This window comes from Brevibacillus reuszeri, assembly GCF_002897295.1.
Classification (GTDB): domain Bacteria; phylum Bacillota; class Bacilli; order Brevibacillales; family Brevibacillaceae; genus Brevibacillus; species Brevibacillus reuszeri_A.
The window spans coordinates 1-22115 of sequence record NZ_BEXF01000004.1 but is presented as its reverse complement, the minus strand read 5'-3'; the positions used below and the strand labels follow the sequence as shown (position 1 = coordinate 22115).

Here is a 22115-nt window from a genome sequence, read left to right as displayed (position 1 = left end):
GCATGCCAACGGGTTTTCGGGTCCTATCATGTGTGCTATTACGAAATTAATTCACTGCGCTGAGGCTCTCGTTCGTCACATCGAGCAAGACAGCATTGATTCCGTTCAAGAAAGCCATTGCACTCGCTTTGATGATATCGGTGTCCATCGCCCGGCCAGAGTAAATCTTGTCTTGGTAAGCGATGCGGATATTGACCCGTCCAATCGCTTCCTTGCCTCTGGACAAGCTGTTGATTTTGTAATCCTTCAGCTCTACATCTATTCCTACCAACGTCTTAATGACGGTGTACAGGGCATCGATCGGGCCGTCGCCTACAGCACTGTCTTTGAAAATTTCTCCGCCTTTGCGCAGCTTTACTGTTGCTGTCGGATAGACGTCATTGGTGACGACCTGGAAGGCTTCCAGCTCATACAGATGACCGCTGTTTACGTCCATCATCCGGTGATTCGTCACCAGGTAAAACACATCATGGTCGTATACTTCTTTTTTGGAGTCAGCCAATTTGAGGAACTTATCGAACAGCACCTCAAAATCCTCGGTGTCGCCGATTTCAAAGCCCATCTTTTCAACTGCATTTTTGAAGGCATGACGTCCAGAGCGAGCAGTCAAAATCAGCTCCATACTCTCTGCTCCGACTTCTTCTGGCTCGATAATTTCGTATACCTGCTTATCCTTCAGCAAGCCATCCTGGTGAATACCTGAGGAATGGGCAAAAGCATTTTCACCTGTAATCGCTTTGTTTACCTGAACATCCAAACCTGTCAGGTATGTAAGCAAACGGGAGGTGCGCAGCAGCTCTGGCGTCTTAATACCCGTAGACGCTTGGTAGAAGTTCTCTCTCACCTTGAGGCCCATTACGACTTCCTCCAGTGATGTATTACCAGCCCGCTCACCCAATCCGTTGATCGTACACTCTACTTTTTCTGCGCCATTTTTGATCGCACTGAGTGTATTGGCTGTCGCCATCCCGAGGTCATTATGACAATGGACACTGAGAATCACGTCTGGATTGAGGTTTTTCAAGCGATCGTTGATACGGCGGATCAAATCCCCGAATTCCTCAGGAACCGCGTAGCCAACTGTATCTGGCACGTTGATGATCGTTGCGCCAGCTTTGACAACCGCCTCAATCGTTTTCCACAAATATTCAAACTCCGACCGCGATGCATCCTCTGTTGAGTATTGCACATGCGGGAGTAATGTTTTCGCATATTTTACCGCGTCTACCCCTTGCTGCAAAACAGCATCCTTGGAGCGGTTGAATTTCTTTTCTACGTGAATGTTGGATGTCCCTAAAACGATATGAATGAACGGATTTTGCGCGAGCTTGATGCTATTGTATACCGAATCGATATCGCCTTTTACAGCGCGTGCGAGGGCAGTAATGGAAACCGTGTCTCCAACGCTGCGTGCAATCTCCTGTACCGCTTGAAAATCGCCTTCAGATGAGGCAGGAAAACCGGCTTCGATCATGTCTACACGAAGACGCTTTAGCTGCTGGGCAAACTCCACCTTTTGATTGACGTTCAGCTTGGCGCCCGGAACTTGCTCCCCGTCGCGCAGAGTCGTATCCAAAACGATAATTTTACGGTTCATCTTCATTTCCTCCTAGACCATGTTTTTTTCTTTATAAGCCCTATATATCAAGCGGGGTCGGTTAAACCCGGAATTTAACCAACAAAAAAACCCCGTCTCTACGTATAGAGACGAGGTTGAACCCGCGGTACCACTCTAATTCATTTCATTTAAGAAATGAGCTCATTCGATGGCCATCACCATCTATCCCTGTAACGGTGGAATTCCGGCTTACCCTACATTGTCAGGCAGCTGTTCATAGACGAGTTCGAAGTGAATTCTACTACCGTTTCGCACCAACCAACGGCTCTCTGAAAGATCATTGCACTTCTACTATTTCTAATCGTAACATTTTGATTTATTTGCGAAAGTCTTAATTTATTGGAAATTATATGGCATGCGATCTATATTGTCAACAGTTGAATTTTTCACTTCTTATCCAGGCTTCTTTTTGCTCTCGCCACAATTCGTTTTGTTTCCTTGGAATCCGAGCGCTTCAACCAGTCCCCTCAATGCTATTCTAGGCTGCTATTTGATTAGTTGAAAGGTCTCTTTGATTTTTTCGACATCTTGAAACATATCGTTATACGCTTTTTTCAAGCTTTCATCTGTAGCCGTATATTGCACATCAGTTGGTGTACGAAACGTGTAGACCTCACCGTTTGCTTCTGCCAACTTGGTTAAACGGATGATTTGGGCGAGCTCCTCTCCCTCTGCTTTCCACTTTTCCTGTGTCCAAACCTCGATTTGAAACAGCTCACCGCCTGCTGCTTCTTTATTCGCTTTATTTACAAATACGACTCTGCTTTCCGTCTCGATGACTTCATACTTTTCAGCCCATGTTGCTGGAAGCTCAATTTTGAATTTGTGCGCAGTGTTCTCATAGACGATATTTTGAGTTACGCTGGTATTCGTCGAACAGCCAGTCAGCAATACGAATAGAACTAATAGCGCCGATTGTATGGATAACAAAACTCTCACCCGTAGTTCCTCCCCTTCCTAACCCCTCTCCTTTTTCTATATTTTTCCACAACCCTCGCGATTCCCCTTCCTCTCTGCCAAAAAACCTTTATTGACGCATTCTAGCTATCTTTCAAACAAAAAACCCTTGGTATACAAATATCCAAGGGTCTCGTCTATCCTTTGTCTGCTTATGCCTGTGGCATCTGACTCATGTCCATATACAATACATTCCAGCGATGACCGTCCACATCTGCAAAGCCAGCACCATACATGAAGCCTTGTTCGCTTGGCTCGGCAAATATTGCTCCCCCTGCCTGCCTCGCCTTCTGAATCAACTCATCAACCTCTGCTTTGCTTTGTGCGTCAATGGAGAGCAATACCTCTGTGCCTTGTCTGGTGTCAGCCAGCTCGTTTCGCGTAAAGCTTTTGAAAGCACTTTCGGGAAACAGCATCACCAATACTTTATGTTCTCCGATGATGAGTCCCGCTACCTCGTCACTTTTTTCATGGCGAGGATGAAACGAAAATTCTAGTGCAGCGTAAAACTCTTTTGCTTTTTTCAGGTCTTTCACGGGCAGGTTGATCCAAAGCTCTTTTGGCATTTATATTTCCTCCCATATACCAGCATAACTATAGTATATATCAAACACTTTTACTTACCGAAGCTTTTTCACCTATCAACGACGCTGCCACTAATCCCAGAGTCAAGATCAAAGCCAGCAAAATGAACGTTTGTGTATAGCCCCCTACTTCCATGAAGCGAATCGAGATGATCGGACCTAGGCTCGTTCCCACAAATAGGATAAACGTATAAACGGACACGGCAATCCCGCGAGACTTCCCTCCCAATTGCCCCACAAGTGCTACGAGAGACGGTACAGCCAAGGCGATTCCGGCGACGAACAGTACGCTTATGGCAACTAAGAGAGGAAGAGATGTGGTTAACCCCATTGCTGCAAGTCCGACAATCGCCACGGCAAGGGCAAAACGCAGCATAAAACACACCTCTTTCGCTTAATTGTATGAGAAAAAGTACCCGGAAATATAGTTAGACAATCTAATTATTATTCGAAATTTATCTTCCTACCCCTAACCGATTCTCTATCACGCTGTTCAATTTTACTAGAACCTTCTCGAATACTTGTTGTTCATCTGGCTCAAGCTCACTAACTAACGAGGAGGAGGTAGACCAAAAGGTAGGAAGAACGGCTTCTACCAGTGCTCGCCCTTCTGTCGTAATCCTGACATGAACCATACGGCGGTCTGTTGAGCTCTGCTCTCTGGAAATCCAATTTCTCTTCTCTAGCCAATCCAGCAGGGCTGTTACCGAAGCGCGCCGAATGATGTTTCCATATCTTGCAAGCCCTCTTTCTAAACTGAATCATTTTCATATACAAATCGTTCTGAGCCCGGCAACAAACCGAGCTCGCTCTTACTACCGTATTTCCTTTGCGTCAGAAGGCAAATTCCGCACGCAGCTCAAATATTCCATCATGCTCGCATCGTCTTTGGCAGGATACGTAAATCCGAGAGAATCTGCCACATCGAGTGCCAATCGGCGGAACAATTCACAGGTGACAAACAAGGCATCCCACGTATGCTCGTAATCGCTATCGGAGTAGGTCTTCTTGTACAGCTCCCAATAAGGTTCGGGAAGATCGTTCTTGAAGTATTTTCCCAGCTTGCCGGTGGAAATTTGGAAGTCATGTCTCGAGCCGATCCACCAGGAAACCATCTGGTCCAAAAATTCTCTGTTCGTTAATTCATACATCCTTTTGGCGTATGGCAGTTCATCCCGCCATATCCCTTTCGCCACGTTTTGCAGGCACCACAAAAAATCATTGCAGCAGCTAAAATAAAGCGCCTCCGTTGGCTTTTTCACATGGTAGTCGATATCTGTCGGGGCAGGGATGTGCGGCAAGCAATTGTCCTTATCGAGCAGGGGCATGGTGAGCTTATCCTTGATGTAATTCTCCTGCATGGCTTCTTTTGTTTCGATATGTAGATCAATCCGGTTTCCATCGGTAAACAGCATTAAATATCCATACGACCGATCAAAATCCATCTGTATGCCAACCATTTGGTCATTTTTATCAGGCTCTTGTATCATAATCAGATCGCCAAATTGCTCGATCCAATGCTCATCGTTGATAAATGAGGCTGTTTCCGTCACAACATACACGATATCGTAGTCTTGAAAAATATCTTTGGGTGCATTTGCATTTGTTCTAGAGCCATTCATGTAAACAGCCCGAATACGCTCATCTTTTTCAGCAATTCCAAGGATCAAATCAAGCATGTCTTCTTCACTTCTCATCGAATGACCCCCCCCTCATCATATCACGATGCTCATCCCAACAATTTTATTTCGTAATCTCGTCGAATAAAATTGCTATCCATTCAAAATCCTGTTATGCTTGTAGAGAATTATTTTTGTTCGCAGAAAAGGATAGCGTAGATAACACATTCGTCTTGAACATCCTGAAGAGCAAGGATAGTAACACATGTGCGTATTGCACTAGGAGGCAACAACAATGGAACAAGGTACAGTAAAATGGTTTAACGCAGAAAAAGGTTTCGGCTTCATCGAGCGCGAAGGAGCAGAAGACGTATTCGTTCACTTCTCCGCTATTCAAGGCGACGGCTTCAAATCTCTTGACGAAGGTCAAAAAGTAACTTTTAACGTAGAGCAAGGTCAACGTGGCCCACAAGCTTCTAACGTTCAAAAAGTTTAATTACCACACATATAAAACAGACTCTATTTTTAGAGTCTGTTTTTTTTGTTTAGCTGCAGACGTGCGACCTTATTTCCAAATGGAAATGTACCGACTGTCCACTATGTCAGCTAACCACACCATCTCATTCCCGTGGTAAAAGCTGACGCCATCCTCCCACGCTTTTTTTGCCTGAATGAGCAGAATAACTGGAACGTCATCTCTTCTTTTACCGACTTGCAGAGCCGTCTTCGTTTCTTCAGAAAGATGGACGTATTGTCTTCCTTTTGGAACAAGCCCTTGCTTCATAATCGAATCGACAAACTTTTTTGGAGTTCCATGATAAAGAAGCTCGGGCGGCTCGCTTTTCTCTTTGACGACTTTTTTCGGGATCGAATGACCGTAGAGAGCACGGATTTTTCCTTCTTTCATTTCATGACGCTTTTTTTCTGACTGGGCGATCATTGTGTGCAAATCGCTCTCATTCAAGTGGCGCCACACGTGCTGCTCCTGCAAAGAATAGAGAAGCTGCTGGATATCTACCCAGCCGTATTCGTCCAGCTCAAGCTCGTATTCATGCGGCGCGTGACGAAGCGCATAGGACAGCTCCTTGCTTAATTTTTGGTAATCCATTCTCCCGCCACATCCTTTCTTCGTTTCAAACGTGCAGGATAAAACACAACCAGCTTCTTGGTTATCAGTAGACTATACTTGGGGCTTTCACCCCATAGAAAGCTCATTTACCTTTCCTTTCATTCTTCTCTATTTTTCCTCATCAGTTCCGTTTATGATTCCAATTTTCCCCATCTCTCTATACTTTTCATATCGCTGTTGCGTAAGCTCTTCTGGAGACATTCGTACCAATTCTTTTAGAGATGATTCGATTACAGATTCAACCATTTCCGCCTGCCATTTTATATCATTTTGTGCTCCACCTTTCACTTCAGGGATGATTTGATCAATAATTCCTAAGTGCTTCAATTCTTTTGCTGTAATTTTCATGTATTCAGCCGCTTTTGGAGCATACTTAGCATCTTTCCATAATATCGATGCCGCTCCTTCCGGAGAAATAACTGAGTACCATGAGTTATCTAACATATGAATATGATTGCCAATACTAATACCAAGGGCTCCACCACTTGATGCCTCTCCTATTACAATACAAACAATCGGTACTCTAAGTGTTACCATTTCAAATAAATTACGAGCTATTGCCTCGGAAATTCCACGTTCTTCAGATTCTTTCCCGGGATAAGCACCTGATGTATCAATGAATGTAATAATAGGGCGATTAAATTTTTCAGCTTGCTTCATAAGTCTTAAAGCTTTTCTATAACCTTCTGGGTGTGCCATTCCAAAATTTCTTTCTATGCTTTCCTTTGTGTTCCTACCTCTTTGGTGACCAATAATCGTAACTGGCATGCCTTTATATTTCGCGATTCCACCCATTATTGCTTTGTCATCTCCATATAGCCGATCGCCATGAAGTTCGATAAAATCTGTAAACAATAACGGAATATAGTCCAATGTTGTAGGCCGGTTACGAAGCCGAGCAATTTGAACTCGTTGAAATGGTGAAATATTAGTATAAATTTCACATTGCATTACTTTTAATCGTTCTTTTAATGCATGGATTTCTGAAGATAAATCGAGATCATTTTTTTCCATATACTTCTGTAATTCATCGATTTTTTCTTTTAATTCTATAATTGGCCCTTCAAAATCCAAACTCATTCATTGCCTCCATATACTACGATTTTCCATTCCTATTTAAGGCAGCGGATTTAGATATCGTTTCGATTAAGAGTTCAAAGCCATTGACAACTGTTTTCCGTTCGGATTCTGATAAATCATTAAGAATTCCTTGATAAAAACTTATCGATTGCTCCCGTAAAGAATTAACAGTTATTTGCCCCTTTTCTGTAAGATGCAGATAAACCTCCCTTCTGTTATTTTCATTTACTTCACGGCAAATAAGCTCATTTTTTACCAGCTTGTCTACTAATCTACTTACCGTTGATTGTTCTAATTTAAGCTTATTAGCTAATTCCCAAATAGTTAATTTCTTGAGCTCTAGTTCTTCTAACGCCATCATTTGGGAAACCGATAAAGGTTTTTCAAACAAATCCTTTGGGATTCTTTCTGGTTCGAGAATTCCAGTCATTCTAATAAATTTTTTAATATCTGTTCTTAGTTTCAAGGCTTCTTCTCTATTCATAAGAAATTAATTACCTCCTTAACTAGTGTGTTATACATAATATGTACAATACATTAATTTCATTATACATGAGATTGATGTAATAACAAGTCACCGCCTTATTTCACATCCAAATAGAAAAAGCCTGCCGTATTGCGACAGACTTCTTCCCTGCTTCCGTGCTTATACTGAACGTGATACTATTTCTTGTTTGCTAATAATGTATTTACGATTGTGTCCAACTGAAGCTCCATGGAGTACGGATCTTCCATTACAAACTCATCATGGAACTGATCACCGTATCTATACACTTGATTCTTCTTCGTAGCAGGCAGGTTCTTCCACAGCTCCGTGCTCATTACTTGCTTCACTACTTCTGGAAACCCGTTGTAAACAAAGATATGGTCTCCCAAATATTCCGGCAGGACTTCCATCGAGACAGACTCAAACCCATCCTTCATGTTCCATGCACTCTGTGTCGGAGGCAACCTGAGCATTTGATAGATCGTAACAGAGCCATAATTTCCGTCTTTAGCTGCAAGAACGTATGTAGCCTTTTCAGAAAGCTGCACGATCGAAACGTTTCACCCTCTTTAATGATTCCCTCGATCTTTTTCCGCGCCTCCGCTACTTTCTTCTCATATTCCGTAATCCATGCTTCTGCTTCCTTCTCTTTCCCGAAAATTTCACTGACGCTCCTGAATTTCTCTAATGGTCCGGCTGTTGTTTTGCCTGTCCAATATGGCAAAAAGACGATGATTCCTATTTTTTGGTAATTCTCGATATCATCTTCCTTTGAACCGATAATCAAATCTGGCTCTAAAAAGACCATCCCTTCAGCTATCATTCCGGTCTAACAAAACTAGGTTCATTGTAATTGATAACGATTCTCACAAACAACATTTCATTCGTTCGCTTTTATCGGCGCTAGATGTAATTATGCTAGCTTAAGAGCAAAAAAGGGGTTTTAGTTAAAATATGGAATATCATCATATAACTCTCTTTTTAAAAAAACAAAGGATCATCTATGAAAAAAATCGCACATAAGCAAGGCGCCAAAAAATGGATAAAACGCTTGGGGTTAAGTATACTTCCCCTAATCATCGGAGGCATTTGGCAAAATGTGATGCAAGAAAAAGAGTCACAGCTGTTTCCTCCGCCAGGAAAGATCATTGACGTCCAATCACATGACATGCACCTTTATGGTACAGGCACAGGTAAGTCCACCATTGTTTTCATTCCCGGCTCGGGTACGCCGAACGCTTTTAGCGACTTCTACTATTTGCAAAAGGAATTGCAGCCCTACGCACGAACCGTCAGCTATGACCGTGCAGGGTATGGCTGGAGCGCAAAAACAACGAATCCAAGGACGATCGACACAGTCACAGAAGAACTCCATGCGCTGCTCGAAAAAGCAAATGAACCCGGACCATATCTATTAGCTGCTCATTCTTTAGGATCTCTGGAGGCACTACGGTTTGCTCAGAAGTATCCTGATGAAGTAAAAGGGATTGTGTTACTTGATGGAGGCAGTCCTGAATATTACGCTAATGATTCGGAAGCAAAGTCCTATGTATTGAATCGGATAATGGCTGGGTTACGTGTGACAGGTCTTGTCAGGGCATTAGGAAATGTAGGCATCCTTCTTCCTTTTTCCGGCGAGAATTTACGCTATCCTTTACTGCCTGTCGAAATGAAAGAGTTGGATGCAGCTATGTACTACAATCATCTTGGCGACGCTAGCAATCTATCGTTTATTACCCATATGAATGAAAATGCGCAAGCGGTAGTCGAAGGAGGATATCTGCACGATATTCCACTCCTGATTCTATCCTCGGATGGTGACCAGGAATGGGGAGAGGTGCAGCAGCAGCTGTTGCATTGGTCCAATAATAGCGTCCAAGAAACCATTCCCGCATCTGCGCATTATATTCATTGGTCACACAAGGAGATTGTTGCTTCGAAGCTGGTGGAAATGCTGCGCATGGTAGAAAAAAAGAGCCTTGGAATCCCATTCGATTCCTAAGGCTCGGGTCTTGTACTCGTATTTACTTAGTCAGGCTCATCATAACGTCTTGAATATACGGATCAGGCTGCGTCCCCAGCTCTTGCTGCAAGGTTTCCTCTAGCAAACGGTATTGCCTAATCGCGTCATTCTTTCGCCCCAATTCGATGTACAAGAGGATGATTTCATGACTGATATCCTCTCTTAGTCCATCTACTCTTAAAATTTCCAGAAAATAATGTAATGATTTATGCAGTTGATTTTGGTTGAGATGACTTCTTGCGGCAACCTCCAACAAGGAGATGTACTCCTGTTCCAGCCGTCTGGTCTTTTCGCTCGCCCACTCATAAGCTTTTCCGTTTAGAAACGGTCCTGTATACAGCACTTCAATGCGCTCCAGCAAATCCGCTCGAGCGTATGGCTGGAGCCTGATTTGCTTCATCACCTGTTCAAATTCATACAAATCGCAGGATACAACGCTCTTGTCAATCCGAATCTCATTTCTGCCAGCTTGGATACACTCGCCCACTTCACTTGTGCCAATTGCCTTTCGAATATAGTACAAGGTGGAGTTCAAATTTTTCAATGCTTTTTCATGCTCAAGCTCTCTCCACAGCGTATCGATAATTTCTTCACGGCTAACCGTGCCTTTGAAAATAAGAAAAGCAAACAATTCTTCCGTTTTCGGGCTTCTCAATTTAATGGACTGCTCCTCTTGACCCTTCCAATAAATTTTTAGACCGTTAAACAGCTGAACAGCCAAGGACGGTGTGGCCTTTTCTATCCGATGCCTTGCTCGAAGCTTGTCTAGCGTTTTGGACATACGCAAAGCGGAAACGGGCTTCATCAAATAATCCAGTGCACTCATGTCAAAGGCTTGAACAGCATACTCATCGAACCCAGTTACAAAAACAATGTCAAGCTCCCTGTATGATTCACGCAACAAACTAGAAAGCTTCATCCCGTTAATTTCCGGCATGGAAATATCTAAAAAGGCAAGATCAATCTTGTTGTTCTTGGCATATTCATACGCATCGAGTGGGTTTTGAAACGTTTCTCGTATGTCAATCAAATCGTTGTCAGACAATATTTTCTTCAAACGCTTCACGGACAGTTCTTCATCATCCACGATAATTGCTCGCAGCAATGCTTCACCCCTCCATTTCTACCTTTGGCAGAGCGGGTATGTCAAAAGAAACCTTTGTGCCTATTCCTTCTTTGCTTTCAATCCGAATACTGCTGCCATAAAGAAGCTTGATACGCTGACTGATGTTCCACAGCCCTACTCCTTTTTTGCGCACATCGGCGGCCATGAGTTCTTCGATTTTCTTATCACCCATACCGCATCCATCGTCTTCTACTGTAAATTTGATTGCATTGTCCGCCGACTGCATTATTGATACTTTTACAGTCCCACCCCGGAAATTCGACATCAGCCCATGTCTGATTGCATTTTCTACCAATGGCTGCAAAATCAGCGGTGGAAGTTGAAAGTCCAAATTCGCCTCTATATCATATTCCACTTGTAGCCTGCTTCCAAACCGCGCTTTTTCGATCATAATATATGCATTTACAAGACTTAATTCATTTTCGATCGTCGTCAAAGAATCGAGCTGCTTAAAATCGAAGCTGCCTCGCAAATACTCAGAGAGCTGAAGAGTTAGCTCCTCCGCCTTTTGCGGTTCATCCATGCACAGTGCCGCAATCGAATTCAAGGCATTGAACAAAAAGTGTGGCTTGATTTGGGAGCGCAAAAAAGCAATTTCAGCATCCTTGGCCATTTTTACGGATGCTTTCAATCGGGTCAGATTTCTCACCCGCGCCATCAGTTCTTCGGCTTCAAATGGCTTCCCGACAAATTCATTAGCGCCATTTTCCATCGTTACGATCATGTCAGATACTCTATTTTTTGCCGTAAGCATCAGCACAGGCAGCTCAGAGGTAGAATATCGCTCGCGAATCAACCTCAGAACCTCATAGCCCGACATGTCTGGCATCATAATGTCCAAAATAACCAAAAAGAAATTCGTTTTCTTGCTGAGCTCCTCCAGCGCCAATCGCCCGCGATTGACGACAACAATCGAATACCCTTCCAGCTTGAGCAAATTAATCATCGCTTGCAGATTAGCAAAATCATCGTCCACTACCAAAATCGTTTCATCCCGCATCCCTTTGATAGAGATCGGATAGGCTCCGTGAGTTTTCGGGGGAAGCTGGTGCAAGCGCTGCTCCGTAATCCGTCTGATGGTGCGATCTGCTTTTTTGGCTGCGGGTATCGTGAAAATGAATATCGAGCCCCGACCCGGACTGGATTCTACCCGAATCTCACCCCCGTGTAGCTCTACAAGTTTTTTAGTTATGCTCAACCCAAGGCCCGTTCCGCCATAATTTTTCGTTACCGAAGCGTCTTCCTGTTCAAATGCATTGAAAATCCGTTCTTGCATAGCTTTCTCAATCCCGATTCCTGTGTCTGCTACTCGAACCTCTACCATCTCACGGACAGCAACGGCACTTATCTCAACGATACCCTTTTCCGTGAATTTGATTGCATTGTCGAGCAAGTTATGCAAAATCTGGATCAAGCGATTCCCGTCCACATACACCTGTGGAGCATCTTCCGCTATTTTATTTACCAGCGTGATTGGCTTTCCCCCCAGCAAAAACATGTGAATTCCAATGACCGAATCGACCGCAGCCTTCAGGTCAATTTGGCTTTTATACAACGAAATATCGCCATGCTTCATTTTGGAGTAATCAAGCAATTCATTGACGAGATGAGTCAGTCTTCGCCCGCTTTCTAAGACGATTGCCAGATTGGACGCTTGCTTTTCTGTTATAGGTCCTTCAACACCCTTGATCAGCGTATCCGTAATGCTCACAATTGCATTGAGCGGCGTTTTCAGTTCATGTGAAGTATTCGATAGAAAATCATCCTTAATCTTGTCTAATTGAAGCAATTGGTCCTTCATCTCATCGATAGTATGATAGGCTTCGAAAAAGCGAAACACAATCAAGAAGACCATGATGATATTAAACGCGACGATATAAAGCTGCCCTAACCAAATATTATCCTTGATTGAAAAAGCAAATAGGATAAGGTCAAGGGAATACAGATTAATCGTAAGAATCGCCATGAACATCAAAAATGATTTAAAGGAGTTGTTATTTGTTTTTTTGATATATAAAATGGCTGTTCTCATTAATAGCCAAAATAACATCAGCTCGTACAAGACCATAATATAACCCTGAAATTCCATGTAAACGTGAATCGGCAGGAAAACAATGAGCAGAAGATAGGCTCCTAAAATGGCTGAAACGATTTGTGCAAATTTCAAAGAAATAATGCTCTTTTGCAATTGATAGAAAAAAATGGCGAGAACAATAAAGCAGATCGTGGAAACAATATCCTTCCATTTGTACATGGCTTCAAATGAAACTTGATGGAAAAACAGCAAAAGCGGCCGCTCACTGATCAAACCGCTGTATATGGCATAGAGGAAACAAACGATAGCAAAGAACAGCAGGGAATAATCTTTTTTTCCGTACAGGCTCGCGGTTATGAAGCAAATGAAGTAAATCGTCGCCAGCGTCCCCAGAATAACAAAAGTGCCCAGCTCGTACCCCATGTTTCTCTGCTGAATTTCGTTCATATCCGTTTGCCCGCCAAAATAAATCGATAGCGGAATGCCTGAATTGATGTAATCATAATTGGCAACTTGAACAATGATCTCGATGTCCCCTTTTTCGCTTGAAAAAGAGCCGAACTTCGGGACATTTCCAGCACGATATGTAGTGACATCACTAGTAGGCTTGCCATCCTCAAACAGTTTATGTCCATTTGCATAGACCGCACTTGAAAAACGAATATTTGTTTTTTTCAATGCAAAAATTCCACTGTAGGGTACATTTTTGAGGACCATCCGGTAGGTAGCATAACCGTAAGCAGGCAATGGCTTGTTATCGATTATTTTTCCGTTCCATTGAGAGGGTACCGTCATGAAAGTAGTGGGAGAGGGCTTGTCTCTTTGCTTGAAGTCTTCGGGGGTTAACAGCTGATTCCAATAAAATTCCCATTCGCCATCCAGCTTGATTCGCTTATCGTGTTCATAATCCCATGCCGTCAAATCCATGACACCATGTCGAACAACCAAGTCATTCATCGGTTCATCAAGATCCCAAAAAACGGATAATGGTAGAAGCGAAAAGGACAGCAGGCTAATAAATATGATGATAAAAGTCCTTTTGAGCAATCGTATCGCCCCTTAATGAGGATGCGTCTTTCTATTTCTTCTCGATTTTACTTATAGATTGGGAGCGATTCAACAATTTTCGACTAGTTGGATTTATAAAAACAGCACTTTGTGCAAAAAAAATACGCTCGGAAATCCAAGCGCCATGCATGAGATAACATTTATTAAACTGGCATCTAGTCAATCGCTCTCTACGAAAGTGATTTTCTTCATGAGCTTCCTAATTCCCTTTGGCAAGAAATAGGCAGTTGGAAAAGCCAGTGCAAACGCCATAGGCCAAGCGTGCAGCCATTTTTCTAGTAAAAGCGAATTGAATCCAAAATTAACTGCCATCATGAAGAAAGAGATAAGGCAAGACATCCCGAATGCCATGAAAAAGGTAAACAAAACATGCTCGTATTTTTTATTGATCTTCAAAACAATCACCCTTCACCGAATTTGCTTTTTCATCCACAAGCAATGGCTTGTCGATTAGCCCAGTCCACTCATTCATAAATCGTGTAATGACTTCTAATTCATGATCTTGAAAAGAGTCCAGCATTTGTTCATATCGCCGGATTACTTTTTGGTGCTGCTCGTCATATAGGATAGCAAGCCTTTGACCTGCCTCTGTTAGCGAGTAATATACGCATTTTTGATCATCTTCTTTTTTGCCTGATACGACCATCCCCTTTTCCAGCAAACCATTAACAGCTTTCGTAATCGCTGGCTTGGATAGACGTAACTGACAGGCGAGAAAAGTGTTGTTCGCCGAAGATGAATGCTCCTTTATAAGTGAGACGATGTGCAGCTGTGTCATTGTCCACTCATTTTCAAGAGAGCTCAGCTGCGTCGTGCGCTCTTTCGTTTTTTTCTCTCGTAGTATAATGAATGACCGAATTGCCTGTAGCGTTTTTTCTTTCTGACTAGGTGACAAATATATAACCACCTTTCAACATCGTTAACCGGTTAACAATAATGAAATACTTTACTGTACCAAACCGGATTCGTCAACTCTTTATTTGAAGTCAAAAAATTTCCTCATAAAACTGAAAGATGCTTATACCCTTATGCGTCTTTACAGTGGACATTGGAGGTGGAAAACAATTGGATGACAATCGCATCGAACAATGGTTTCGAGCATACAGCAATGATGTATATCGTTTTCTTGTCTACTACACAGGGCGAAAGGATATAGATGATCTTGTCCAAGAAACCTTTATCCGAGCTCTAAAAGCTCACCAGCATACCGAGATTGTGAACCCAAAGACGTGGCTTTTTGCCATTGCGCGAAATGTCGCCATCGATGAGAAGCGCAAGAAAAAACTGCGAAACTGGTTGCCCGACCTATTCTTGCAGCATCTTGTCTCACGCGACAAAACACCGGAAGAGTCTTTGGAGCTTGGTGAGAACAAACGGATTCTCTATGACACCATCAATCAGTTGAAAAGGTCGTATCGGGACGTGTTAATCCTGCGCGGAATCAAAGGCTTATCCAGCACGGAAACCGCGGAGGTATTGGGATGGAGCGAAGCCAAGGTACATATTACTTTGCATAGGGCGTTGAAAGCTGTTCAAAACAGCAAGAATGCTCCTGCCACGGAGGCGATGACAGATGCCGTCACAAGATAAGCAAATAATTTGGGATGAACTACAAGATTTCCCCGAACAGGTTCTGTCCGGTGACCGAAACGAAAAAATACTAGAGAACATACGAGAGGAACGTCGAAAAATGCTTTCACAGCAAAAGCAGAGAAAATATTTAGTATGGGTGGCAAACGGACTAGTCACATGTGCCCTGTTTTTTGTGTTTATCTGGATGAAGCCATTCTCATTTCCAGCTGAAACAACGGGAAGCACTTCTAACGTGGACCAAGTGTATAGTATAGCTGCCCAAAAGGCGATTGAAGCCGTTGGCATTACTAAAAAATTTCAATTTGAGGAAACGGAACAAGATACAGATTTCTTTGTCGTACGGACAAAGAATCGCGAGGCCATCGTAACTTTTTTACCGAATACGAAGGATGTTCGTACTGTCTCCGTAATTGTAGCTAGCGATGAATTACCGGAAATGTACCAATCGTACGCGAATACTGCACGAGCTGCTTTTCAGGAAGCGAAGCAAGATGTGTATATAGAGCAGGCTCATCTGTTTAAAGACACGGAAGGAATAACCCTTTCTTTTTATCCAAAAGACCCGAGCAAGATCAACAATCAGCATGTTAGCGTCGACGTGAAAACAAATGAAGTGACCTCTTTCTCGATCCATTACCAGCCTACGGATGTCGATCAAAAGGTTGTATCCATCGCTCAAAAATCGCTGATGCATCTGTCAAATAATAAGAGCATCTCCTTTTCCGAGGCGACAAAATCAACAGATAAGAAAGAAGAGGTTTGGACGCTCGGTAATACAAAAGACAAATATTCCGTTAAAGTAGGAGCAACATCCGGAAAAATCTATTACACCCGTTATGTATCGGATTACAAAATCAAGTCCATACATGAGGCTATCTCTGTGACCAAACCACTTATCCAAAACATATTTGGGTTGGATATCACGGGGTATACGGCTTATGGCGGGAGAGACTGGGGCGGATATGTGTTAAAGCAACAGGGCAAACCGGAAATTTCTGTAACACTCGAAAGCTTGGACATTGGCAATATTAGCAATATCACTGTGAAATGGTAGAGTCGGTAACGGCAATACCATTCCATTGAACAGCGACTGGCCTAGGATGATATTGTTTCGTCCTTTGGCTGCCGCTGTTTTTTACTTTTGGGAGCTGCTTCCATAAACAAAAAAATCACTCAGGCAGCCGTATCGGTTCACCTGAGCGAGAATCGTACCCGTATTCGTTTTGTTCATTACTCATTTATTTCTTGTTTCCGGTCGCTGCCATAATATCAGCATACGCCCAGAAACTAACTGGAACATCTGACCAGCTCTGCTCTGCAGTCTCGTTGAATGGCGCTCTTCCGGTCAAGCGATTTAAGATCGTGACAGCCTCTGCACGAGTCAGCACCTGATTCGGACGGAATGATCCATCCTTAAAACCGATCATATACCCTTTTTCAGCTACCGCAGCGATGCCCGCTTCTTGTGCGAGACCTTTTGTATCTGTAAAGACTACCGTCTTACCGCTGTTAGTAAGCTGTTTCCACCTTGCGATGACGCTTGCCATCTCTGCCCGGCTGACTTTGGCATTCGGCTGGAACATACCGTTTGCATCTCCTGTCATCAGCTTTTCACTAGAAGCCAGCGAGACCGCATCAGCTGCCCAATGTTCTGGCCCTACATCACGATAACTCACCAGAGCTGAGGCTTGTTTTCCTTCTGCTTGTAGTAATTTGTACAGGATAGCTGCCACTTCTGCTCGAGTCAACTGGCTGTTTGGTCGAAATGTTCCATCAGGATATCCTGTTATATAAGGCTGCTGCTTCTTCCCCTTCAAGGACAAAATCGTGAACGTACTAAACTTGTCAATTTCAATTTCGATTCCTAAGAATTTTCCATTTTGATCGTACTTAAGCCTGCCATCTAGCAGCTCTGTTTCTCCATCTTTATGCTCCACATACACGGACAAGGAGGCGAGAAGGGCTTGCCGCTCAATAGGGTTGGTAGGCAAGTCGGCGTCTTTCAACTGGAACAGGATCGATGTGGTTCTGTTTTGATAGTTGGCTTCGATCACCATCGGAGCTCCTACGACTTGAATGTCTTGTCCTCCTGCTGCTTGCTTCACTTCTTTTGCGTTGATAGCTCGTTCAATAGCCTCTTGCTGCTCATTTTTATCAGGAACAGGAACGATGTGGAAATACAGTTCGTCTGTCGAAATTGTTGCTAACATTTCTTTGGAAATCGTAATGATCAGAGACGGTGTCTGGATTTCCAGTGAAACCTCATTCTGTAGTCGGTCGAGTGCTCTCTTCATGATATTGATAACCACTTCATCAGCTGGATCTCTCGGCAGATCGTCTACAACGATTCGAATGGTTTCCTTTTTGTTTTCCTCGGCAAGATTCAAAATTTCTTTTGCATCGTTTGTATCCAACACAACTTCATCGATCTTTTTGCCGTTGGAAGATTCCTTTCTCGTAATTTTGATCTGTTCCCGCAAACTATTGGACGTCCCTGCTTCTACTACAGCTGAACGCGTGGAGTTAGATCTGCTTCCCGAGCTGCTACCTGAACTTCCCGAGCTGCCTCCAGATTTCCCACCCTGATCTTCATCGTCGTCGCGGTCATGATCCCGAGGCGCTGCAGCTACTGTTATCTGGATTTTTGCCTTCAGCTTTTTACTGTTACTTACTCCAGTTGGAAGCTTCGTCAGTACTCCCTCAACCGTAAAGCGTTGCCTTTTGGTGCTGCCAGGATTGTAGTCCGCTTCATCCAAATCCCAGTTGACACCAACAAAGAGCGTTTTGCCATTATCCAGCGTGACTTCTACTTCATCCGGTAAACCCAGTGCAGATGCAGTTTTCCTGGTCCCGTTTTCGACACCTGTAATGTCATCAGGGTCTGTTACAGAGACGATGTCCCTGTTCTCACCCTCTGTATCTGCTGCGTCAACACTGACTTGGATGCTTGCCCGCTGGTTCTTGGTATTGGTAATCCCTTTTGGCAGGATCAGCTGTCCACGTACCCTAAATGTCTGTGCTTCTTCATTTTCGGGATCGTAGTCTGTGCCCTCTACATCCCAATCCACACGAATATCCATGCTGCTTTCGTCATCCAGAATAACTTCTACCAGCTGAGGCAAACCCAGTGCCTTTGCGGTTTTCGCTGTCCCATTTGCCACACCTGTAATCGCTTCAGGCGTCTGGACTGAAACAATGTCTTTCGGTTCTGTTTCATCATCTGCTGCATTTACTGTGACACGAATGGTTGCCGAATGTTTTTGGCTATTGCGGACATCCCTTGGCAAATTGACTAATCTGCCGGTTACGGTAAAACGCTGCTCCTCCTCTACCGCAGGGTCGTAGTTCGCATCTGCTATTGCCCAGCTAACATCAATATTGATTGTGCTGCCATTGGACAAGCTTGCCTCTACCTGTGAGGGCAGTCCGAGAGCAGAGGAAGTTTTCGCCGTACCGTTTGGAATGTCTGTAATTTCCGCCGGCTGTGTGACAGACACGATTTCATCGAAGACTGGTACGGGTGTGTAGGTCCATTGGGCGTATAGTGTGATGTGGGCTGTACCCATTGTTAGTGTAGAGCCTGCCGCATACGATGTGCCACTTCCGTTTGCTGCGGTGTTCCAGCCTGCGAAGGTGTGGTCTGTCTTCGCAAGGTTTCCACTTCCCAGAACCGCTACGGTATCTCCTTGTTGGTAGGTGTAGTTGTCTGTTGGAGCTACTCCGCTGGTTTCTCCGTTGCCGTTATACGTTACCGTGTAGGTCGGCACTTGAACTGGCGTCCACTGCGCGTACAGGACGACATTCGCTGTGCCCATAGTCAGCGTGGAGCCTGCTGCATAGGAAGTTCCGGTTCCGTTTGCTGTGGTGTTCCAGCCTGCGAAGGTGTGACCCGTTTTTACGAGAGATCCGCTTCCCAGTACTGTTACGGTATCGCCTTGTTTGTACGCACTGCTATCAGTAGGAGCTGTTCCGCTCGTTTCTCCATTTCCGTTATACGTTACCGTGTAGGTTGGCGCTTGGACAGGATTCCACTGTGCATACAGGGTGACATTCGCTGTGCCCATAGTCAGCGTGGAGCCTGCTGCATACGATGTGCCACTTCCGTTTACCGCTGTGTTCCACCCTGCGAAGGTATAGCCTGTTTTTGAGAGAGAACCGCTTCCCAGTACCGTTACGGTATCACCCTGTTCGTAGGTGCCGTTATCTGTTGGAGGTGTTCCACTTGTTGCTCCGTTGCCGTTATACGTTACTGTGTAGGTCGGCACTTGAACTGGCGTCCACTGTGCATACAGAGTGACATTCGCTGTGCCCATAGTCAGCGTGGAGCCTGCTGCATAAGCAGTTCCGCTTCCGTTTGCTGCGGTATTCCAGCCTGCGAAAGTGTGGCCGGTTTTTGTCAATGTGCCGCTTCCAAGTACCGTTACGGTATCTCCTTGTTCGTAGAGACTGCTATCTGTTGGGGCTGTTCCGCTCGTTTCTCCATTTCCGTTATACGTTACGGTATAGGTCGACGCTTGAACTGGCGTCCACTGCGCGTACAGGATGACATCCGCTGTGCCCATGGTCAGCGTCGAGCCTGCTGCATAGGGAGTTCCGCTTCCGTTTGCTGCGGTGTTCCAGCCTGCAAAGGTGTGGCCGGTTTTTGCGAGAGAGCCGCTTCCCAGTACCGTTACGGAATCACCCTGTTTGTAGGTGCCACTATCTGTTGGGGCTGTTCCGCTCGTTTCTCCATTTCCGTTATACGTTACGGTGTAGGTCGGGGCTTGATCTTGCGTCCACTGCGCGTACAGGGTGACATTCGCTGTGCCCATAGTCAGCGTGGAGCCTGCTGCGTAGGCTGTTCCACTTCCGTTTGCTGCTGTGTTCCATCCTACGAAGGTATAGCCGGTTTTTGCGAGAGAGCCGCTTCCCAGTACCGTTACCGTATCTCCTTGTTCGTAGGTGCCACTATCTGTTGGGGCTGTTCCGCTCGTTTCACCATTTCCGTTATACGTTACCGTGTAGGTCGTCTCTTGAACTGGCGTCCACTGTGCATACAGAGTGACATTCGCTGTGCCCATAGTCAGCGTGGAGCCTGCTGCGTAGGCTGTTCCACTTCCGTTTGCCGCTGTGTTCCATCCTACGAAGGTATAGCCGGTTTTTTCGAGAGAGCCGCTTCCCAGTACCGTTACGGTATCTCCTTGTTCGTAGGTTACGTTATCTGTTGGGGCTGCTCCGCTCGTTTCTCCATTTCCGTTATACGTTACGGTGTAGGTCGTCTCTTGAACTGGCGTCCACTGTGCATACAGAGTGACGTTCGCTGTGCCCATAGTCAGCGTGGAGCCTGCTGCGTAGGCTGTTCCACTTCCGTTTGCTGCGGTATTCCAGCCTGCGAAAGTGTGGCCGGTTTTTGAGAGAGAACCGCTTCCCAGTACGGTTACGGTATCTCCCTGTTCGTAGGTGCCACTATCTGTTGGGGCTGTTCCGCTCGTTTCACCATTTCCGTTATACGTTACGGTGTAGGTCGGGGCTTGATCTTGCGTCCACTGCGCGTACAGGGTGACATTCGCTGTGCCCATGGTCAGCGTGGAGCCTGCTGCGTAGGCTGTTCCACTTCCGTTTGCTGCTGTGTTCCATCCTACGAAGGTGTAGCCGGTTTTTACGAGAGAGCCGCTTCCCAGTACCGTTACGGTATCTCCTTGTTCGTAGGTGCCACTATCTGTTGGGGCTGTTCCGCTCGTTTCTCCGTTGCCGTTATACGTTACGGTGTAAGTCGGCACTTGAACTGGCGTCCACTGTGCGTACAGGATGACATTCGCTGTACCCATTGTCAGCGTGGAGCCTGCTGCATAGGCTGTTCCACTTCCGTTTGCTGCTGTGTTCCATCCTACGAAGGTGTAGCCGTTTTTTGCGAGAGAGCCGCTTCCCAGTACCGTTACGGTATCTCCTTGTTCGTAGGTGCCACTATCTGTTGGGGCTGTTCCGCTGGTTTCACCATTTCCGTTATACGTAATGGTGTAGGTCGGCGCTTGAACTGGGGTCCACTGTGCATACAGAGTGACATTCGCTGTGCCCATAGTCAGCGTTGAGCCTGCTGCGTAGGCTGTTCCATTTCCGTTTGCTGCGGTATTCCAGCCTGCGAAACTGTGGCCGGTTTTTGAGAGAGAACCGCTTCCCAGTACGGTTACGGTATCGCCCTGTTCGTAGGTGCCGTTATCTGTTGGTTCCGTTCCGCTCGTTGCTCCGTTGCCGTTATACGTTACGGTGTAAGTCGGCACTTGAACTGGCGTCCACTGTGCGTACAGGATGACATTTGTTGCACCCATGGTCAGCGTCGAGCCTGCCGCATAGGGAGTTCCGCTTCCGTTTGCTGCGGTGTTCCATCCTGCGAAGGTGTAGCCTGTTTTTGCGAGAGAGCCGCTTCCCAGTACCGTTACGGTATCTCCCTGTTCGTAGGTGCCACTATCTGTTGGGGCTGTTCCACTCGTTTCACCATTTCCGTTATACGTTACGGTGTAGGTCGGGGCTTGATCTTGCGTCCACTGCGCGTACAGGGTGATATTCGCTGTGCCCATGGTCAGCGTGGAGCCTGCTGCGTAGGCTGTTCCACTTCCGTTTGCTGCTGTGTTCCATCCTACGAAGGTATAGCCGGTTTTTGCGAGAGAGCCGCTTCCCAGTACCGTTACGGTATCTCCTTGTTCGTAGGTGCCACTATCTGTTGGGGCTGTTCCGCTCGTTTCTCCGTTGCCGTTATACGTTACGGTGTAAGTCGGCACTTGAACTGGCGTCCACTGTGCGTACAGGATGACATTCGCTG

The 22115-nt window shown here is 45.1% G+C and carries 18 protein-coding genes, 2 pseudogenes and 1 other annotated feature; of the genes and pseudogenes, 4 read left to right on the top strand and 16 right to left on the bottom strand.

Annotation, left to right across the window (positions count from 1 at the left end):
- Positions 1 to 46: 46 nt before the first annotated feature.
- From C3B52_RS07755 to C3B52_RS07730, 6 genes and pseudogenes are all read right to left on the bottom strand, one after another.
- Positions 47 to 1597 (bottom strand): 2-isopropylmalate synthase, encoded by a 1551-nt coding sequence (locus tag C3B52_RS07755; protein ID WP_103105513.1) that lies wholly within the window; start codon positions 1595 to 1597, stop codon positions 47 to 49.
- Between the two features lie 103 nt (positions 1598 to 1700).
- Positions 1701 to 1932 (bottom strand) — a binding site (T-box leader).
- A gap of 172 nt (positions 1933 to 2104) precedes the next feature.
- Complete coding sequence (locus C3B52_RS07750) at positions 2105 to 2557, bottom strand: methyltransferase (protein ID WP_103105512.1); 453 nt, start codon at positions 2555 to 2557, stop codon at positions 2105 to 2107.
- Between the two features lie 170 nt (positions 2558 to 2727).
- The gene (locus tag C3B52_RS07745) at positions 2728 to 3141 is read right to left on the bottom strand and encodes a VOC family protein (protein WP_103105511.1); all 414 of its coding nucleotides are present in this window, start codon (positions 3139 to 3141) and stop codon (positions 2728 to 2730) included.
- A 40-nt stretch (positions 3142 to 3181) separates the two neighbouring features.
- Positions 3182 to 3535: pseudogene (locus tag C3B52_RS07740) on the bottom strand (MFS transporter); the annotation flags it as partial.
- A gap of 79 nt (positions 3536 to 3614) precedes the next feature.
- Positions 3615 to 3881 (bottom strand): annotated as a pseudogene (locus C3B52_RS07735) (MarR family winged helix-turn-helix transcriptional regulator); the annotation flags it as partial.
- A gap of 93 nt (positions 3882 to 3974) precedes the next feature.
- Positions 3975 to 4856 (bottom strand): aminoglycoside 6-adenylyltransferase, encoded by an 882-nt coding sequence (locus C3B52_RS07730; protein WP_103105509.1) that lies wholly within the window; start codon positions 4854 to 4856, stop codon positions 3975 to 3977.
- A gap of 217 nt (positions 4857 to 5073) precedes the next feature.
- On the opposite strand from C3B52_RS07730, the gene C3B52_RS07725 reads away from it, so the two are divergent.
- Positions 5074 to 5274, top strand: coding sequence for a cold-shock protein (locus C3B52_RS07725; RefSeq protein ID WP_103105508.1), 201 nt, complete (start codon positions 5074 to 5076; stop codon positions 5272 to 5274).
- 69 nt (positions 5275 to 5343) lie between these two features.
- Here the strand turns inward: C3B52_RS07725 and C3B52_RS07720 are convergent, their stop codons facing one another.
- The 5 genes from C3B52_RS07720 to C3B52_RS37750 all read right to left on the bottom strand — a co-directional run bounded on the left by C3B52_RS07720 (position 5344) and on the right by C3B52_RS37750 (position 8297).
- The gene (locus C3B52_RS07720; protein ID WP_103105507.1) at positions 5344 to 5886 is read right to left on the bottom strand and encodes an RNA 2'-phosphotransferase; all 543 of its coding nucleotides are present in this window, start codon (positions 5884 to 5886) and stop codon (positions 5344 to 5346) included.
- 129 nt (positions 5887 to 6015) lie between these two features.
- Positions 6016 to 6987: an acetyl-CoA carboxylase carboxyltransferase subunit alpha gene (locus C3B52_RS07715; RefSeq protein WP_103105506.1), complete on the bottom strand. Its 972-nt coding sequence runs from the start codon at positions 6985 to 6987 to the stop codon at positions 6016 to 6018.
- Between the two features lie 16 nt (positions 6988 to 7003).
- A complete protein-coding gene (locus C3B52_RS07710) occupies positions 7004 to 7471 on the bottom strand; it encodes a MarR family winged helix-turn-helix transcriptional regulator (protein ID WP_103105505.1) in 468 nt (155 codons plus the stop codon).
- Positions 7472 to 7650: 179 nt separating this feature from the next.
- Positions 7651 to 8022, bottom strand: a complete 372-nt coding sequence (locus tag C3B52_RS37755) for an ABC transporter substrate-binding protein (protein WP_268811880.1) — start codon at positions 8020 to 8022, stop codon at positions 7651 to 7653.
- Entirely contained in the window at positions 7908 to 8297 is a 390-nt protein-coding gene (locus tag C3B52_RS37750) for an ABC transporter substrate-binding protein (RefSeq protein ID WP_268811879.1), read from the bottom strand. The genes C3B52_RS37755 and C3B52_RS37750 overlap by 115 nt, the downstream gene beginning before the upstream one ends.
- A gap of 180 nt (positions 8298 to 8477) precedes the next feature.
- On the opposite strand from C3B52_RS37750, the gene C3B52_RS07700 reads away from it, so the two are divergent.
- A complete protein-coding gene (locus tag C3B52_RS07700; protein WP_103105504.1) occupies positions 8478 to 9476 on the top strand; it encodes an alpha/beta fold hydrolase in 999 nt (332 codons plus the stop codon).
- Between the two features lie 22 nt (positions 9477 to 9498).
- On the opposite strand, the gene C3B52_RS07695 is transcribed toward C3B52_RS07700, so the two are convergent.
- The 4 genes from C3B52_RS07695 to C3B52_RS07680 form a co-directional block, all read right to left on the bottom strand.
- Positions 9499 to 10602: a response regulator gene (locus tag C3B52_RS07695; RefSeq protein WP_103105503.1), complete on the bottom strand. Its 1104-nt coding sequence runs from the start codon at positions 10600 to 10602 to the stop codon at positions 9499 to 9501.
- 4 nt (positions 10603 to 10606) lie between these two features.
- Positions 10607 to 13705: a sensor histidine kinase gene (locus tag C3B52_RS07690; protein ID WP_103105502.1), complete on the bottom strand. Its 3099-nt coding sequence runs from the start codon at positions 13703 to 13705 to the stop codon at positions 10607 to 10609.
- Between the two features lie 180 nt (positions 13706 to 13885).
- Positions 13886 to 14122, bottom strand: a complete 237-nt coding sequence (locus C3B52_RS07685) for a DUF2798 domain-containing protein (protein WP_103105501.1) — start codon at positions 14120 to 14122, stop codon at positions 13886 to 13888.
- Positions 14109 to 14621, bottom strand: a complete 513-nt coding sequence (locus C3B52_RS07680; protein ID WP_103105500.1) for a MarR family transcriptional regulator — start codon at positions 14619 to 14621, stop codon at positions 14109 to 14111. Before C3B52_RS07680 ends, C3B52_RS07685 begins: the two co-directional genes overlap by 14 nt.
- 170 nt (positions 14622 to 14791) lie before the next feature.
- Here C3B52_RS07680 and C3B52_RS07675 point away from each other — a divergent pair, with 170 nt between their 5' ends.
- Both C3B52_RS07675 and C3B52_RS07670 read left to right on the top strand, forming a co-directional pair.
- Entirely contained in the window at positions 14792 to 15316 is a 525-nt protein-coding gene (locus C3B52_RS07675) for an RNA polymerase sigma factor (protein WP_103105499.1), read from the top strand.
- Entirely contained in the window at positions 15300 to 16373 is a 1074-nt protein-coding gene (locus tag C3B52_RS07670) for a hypothetical protein (RefSeq protein ID WP_235615628.1), read from the top strand. Before C3B52_RS07675 ends, C3B52_RS07670 begins: the two co-directional genes overlap by 17 nt.
- 184 nt (positions 16374 to 16557) lie before the next feature.
- Here C3B52_RS07670 and C3B52_RS07665 read toward each other — a convergent pair.
- Positions 16558 to 22115 (bottom strand): InlB B-repeat-containing protein (locus C3B52_RS07665; protein WP_201264855.1); only part of this gene is annotated, 5558 nt, incomplete at its 5' end.

Coding starts and splice junctions, on each gene's coding strand:
- C3B52_RS07755 (WP_103105513.1), bottom strand. CDS start 1,597: ATGAACCGTAAAATTATCGTTTTGGATACGACTCTGCGCGACGGGGAG.
- C3B52_RS07745 (WP_103105511.1), bottom strand. CDS start 3,141: ATGCCAAAAGAGCTTTGGATCAACCTGCCCGTGAAAGACCTGAAAAAA.
- C3B52_RS07730 (WP_103105509.1), bottom strand. CDS start 4,856: ATGAGAAGTGAAGAAGACATGCTTGATTTGATCCTTGGAATTGCTGAA.
- C3B52_RS07725 (WP_103105508.1), top strand. CDS start 5,074: ATGGAACAAGGTACAGTAAAATGGTTTAACGCAGAAAAAGGTTTCGGC.
- C3B52_RS07720 (WP_103105507.1), bottom strand. CDS start 5,886: ATGGATTACCAAAAATTAAGCAAGGAGCTGTCCTATGCGCTTCGTCAC.
- C3B52_RS07715 (WP_103105506.1), bottom strand. CDS start 6,987: ATGAGTTTGGATTTTGAAGGGCCAATTATAGAATTAAAAGAAAAAATC.
- C3B52_RS07710 (WP_103105505.1), bottom strand. CDS start 7,471: ATGAATAGAGAAGAAGCCTTGAAACTAAGAACAGATATTAAAAAATTT.
- C3B52_RS37750 (WP_268811879.1), bottom strand. CDS start 8,297: ATGATAGCTGAAGGGATGGTCTTTTTAGAGCCAGATTTGATTATCGGT.
- C3B52_RS07700 (WP_103105504.1), top strand. CDS start 8,478: ATGAAAAAAATCGCACATAAGCAAGGCGCCAAAAAATGGATAAAACGC.
- C3B52_RS07670 (WP_235615628.1), top strand. CDS start 15,300: ATGCCGTCACAAGATAAGCAAATAATTTGGGATGAACTACAAGATTTC.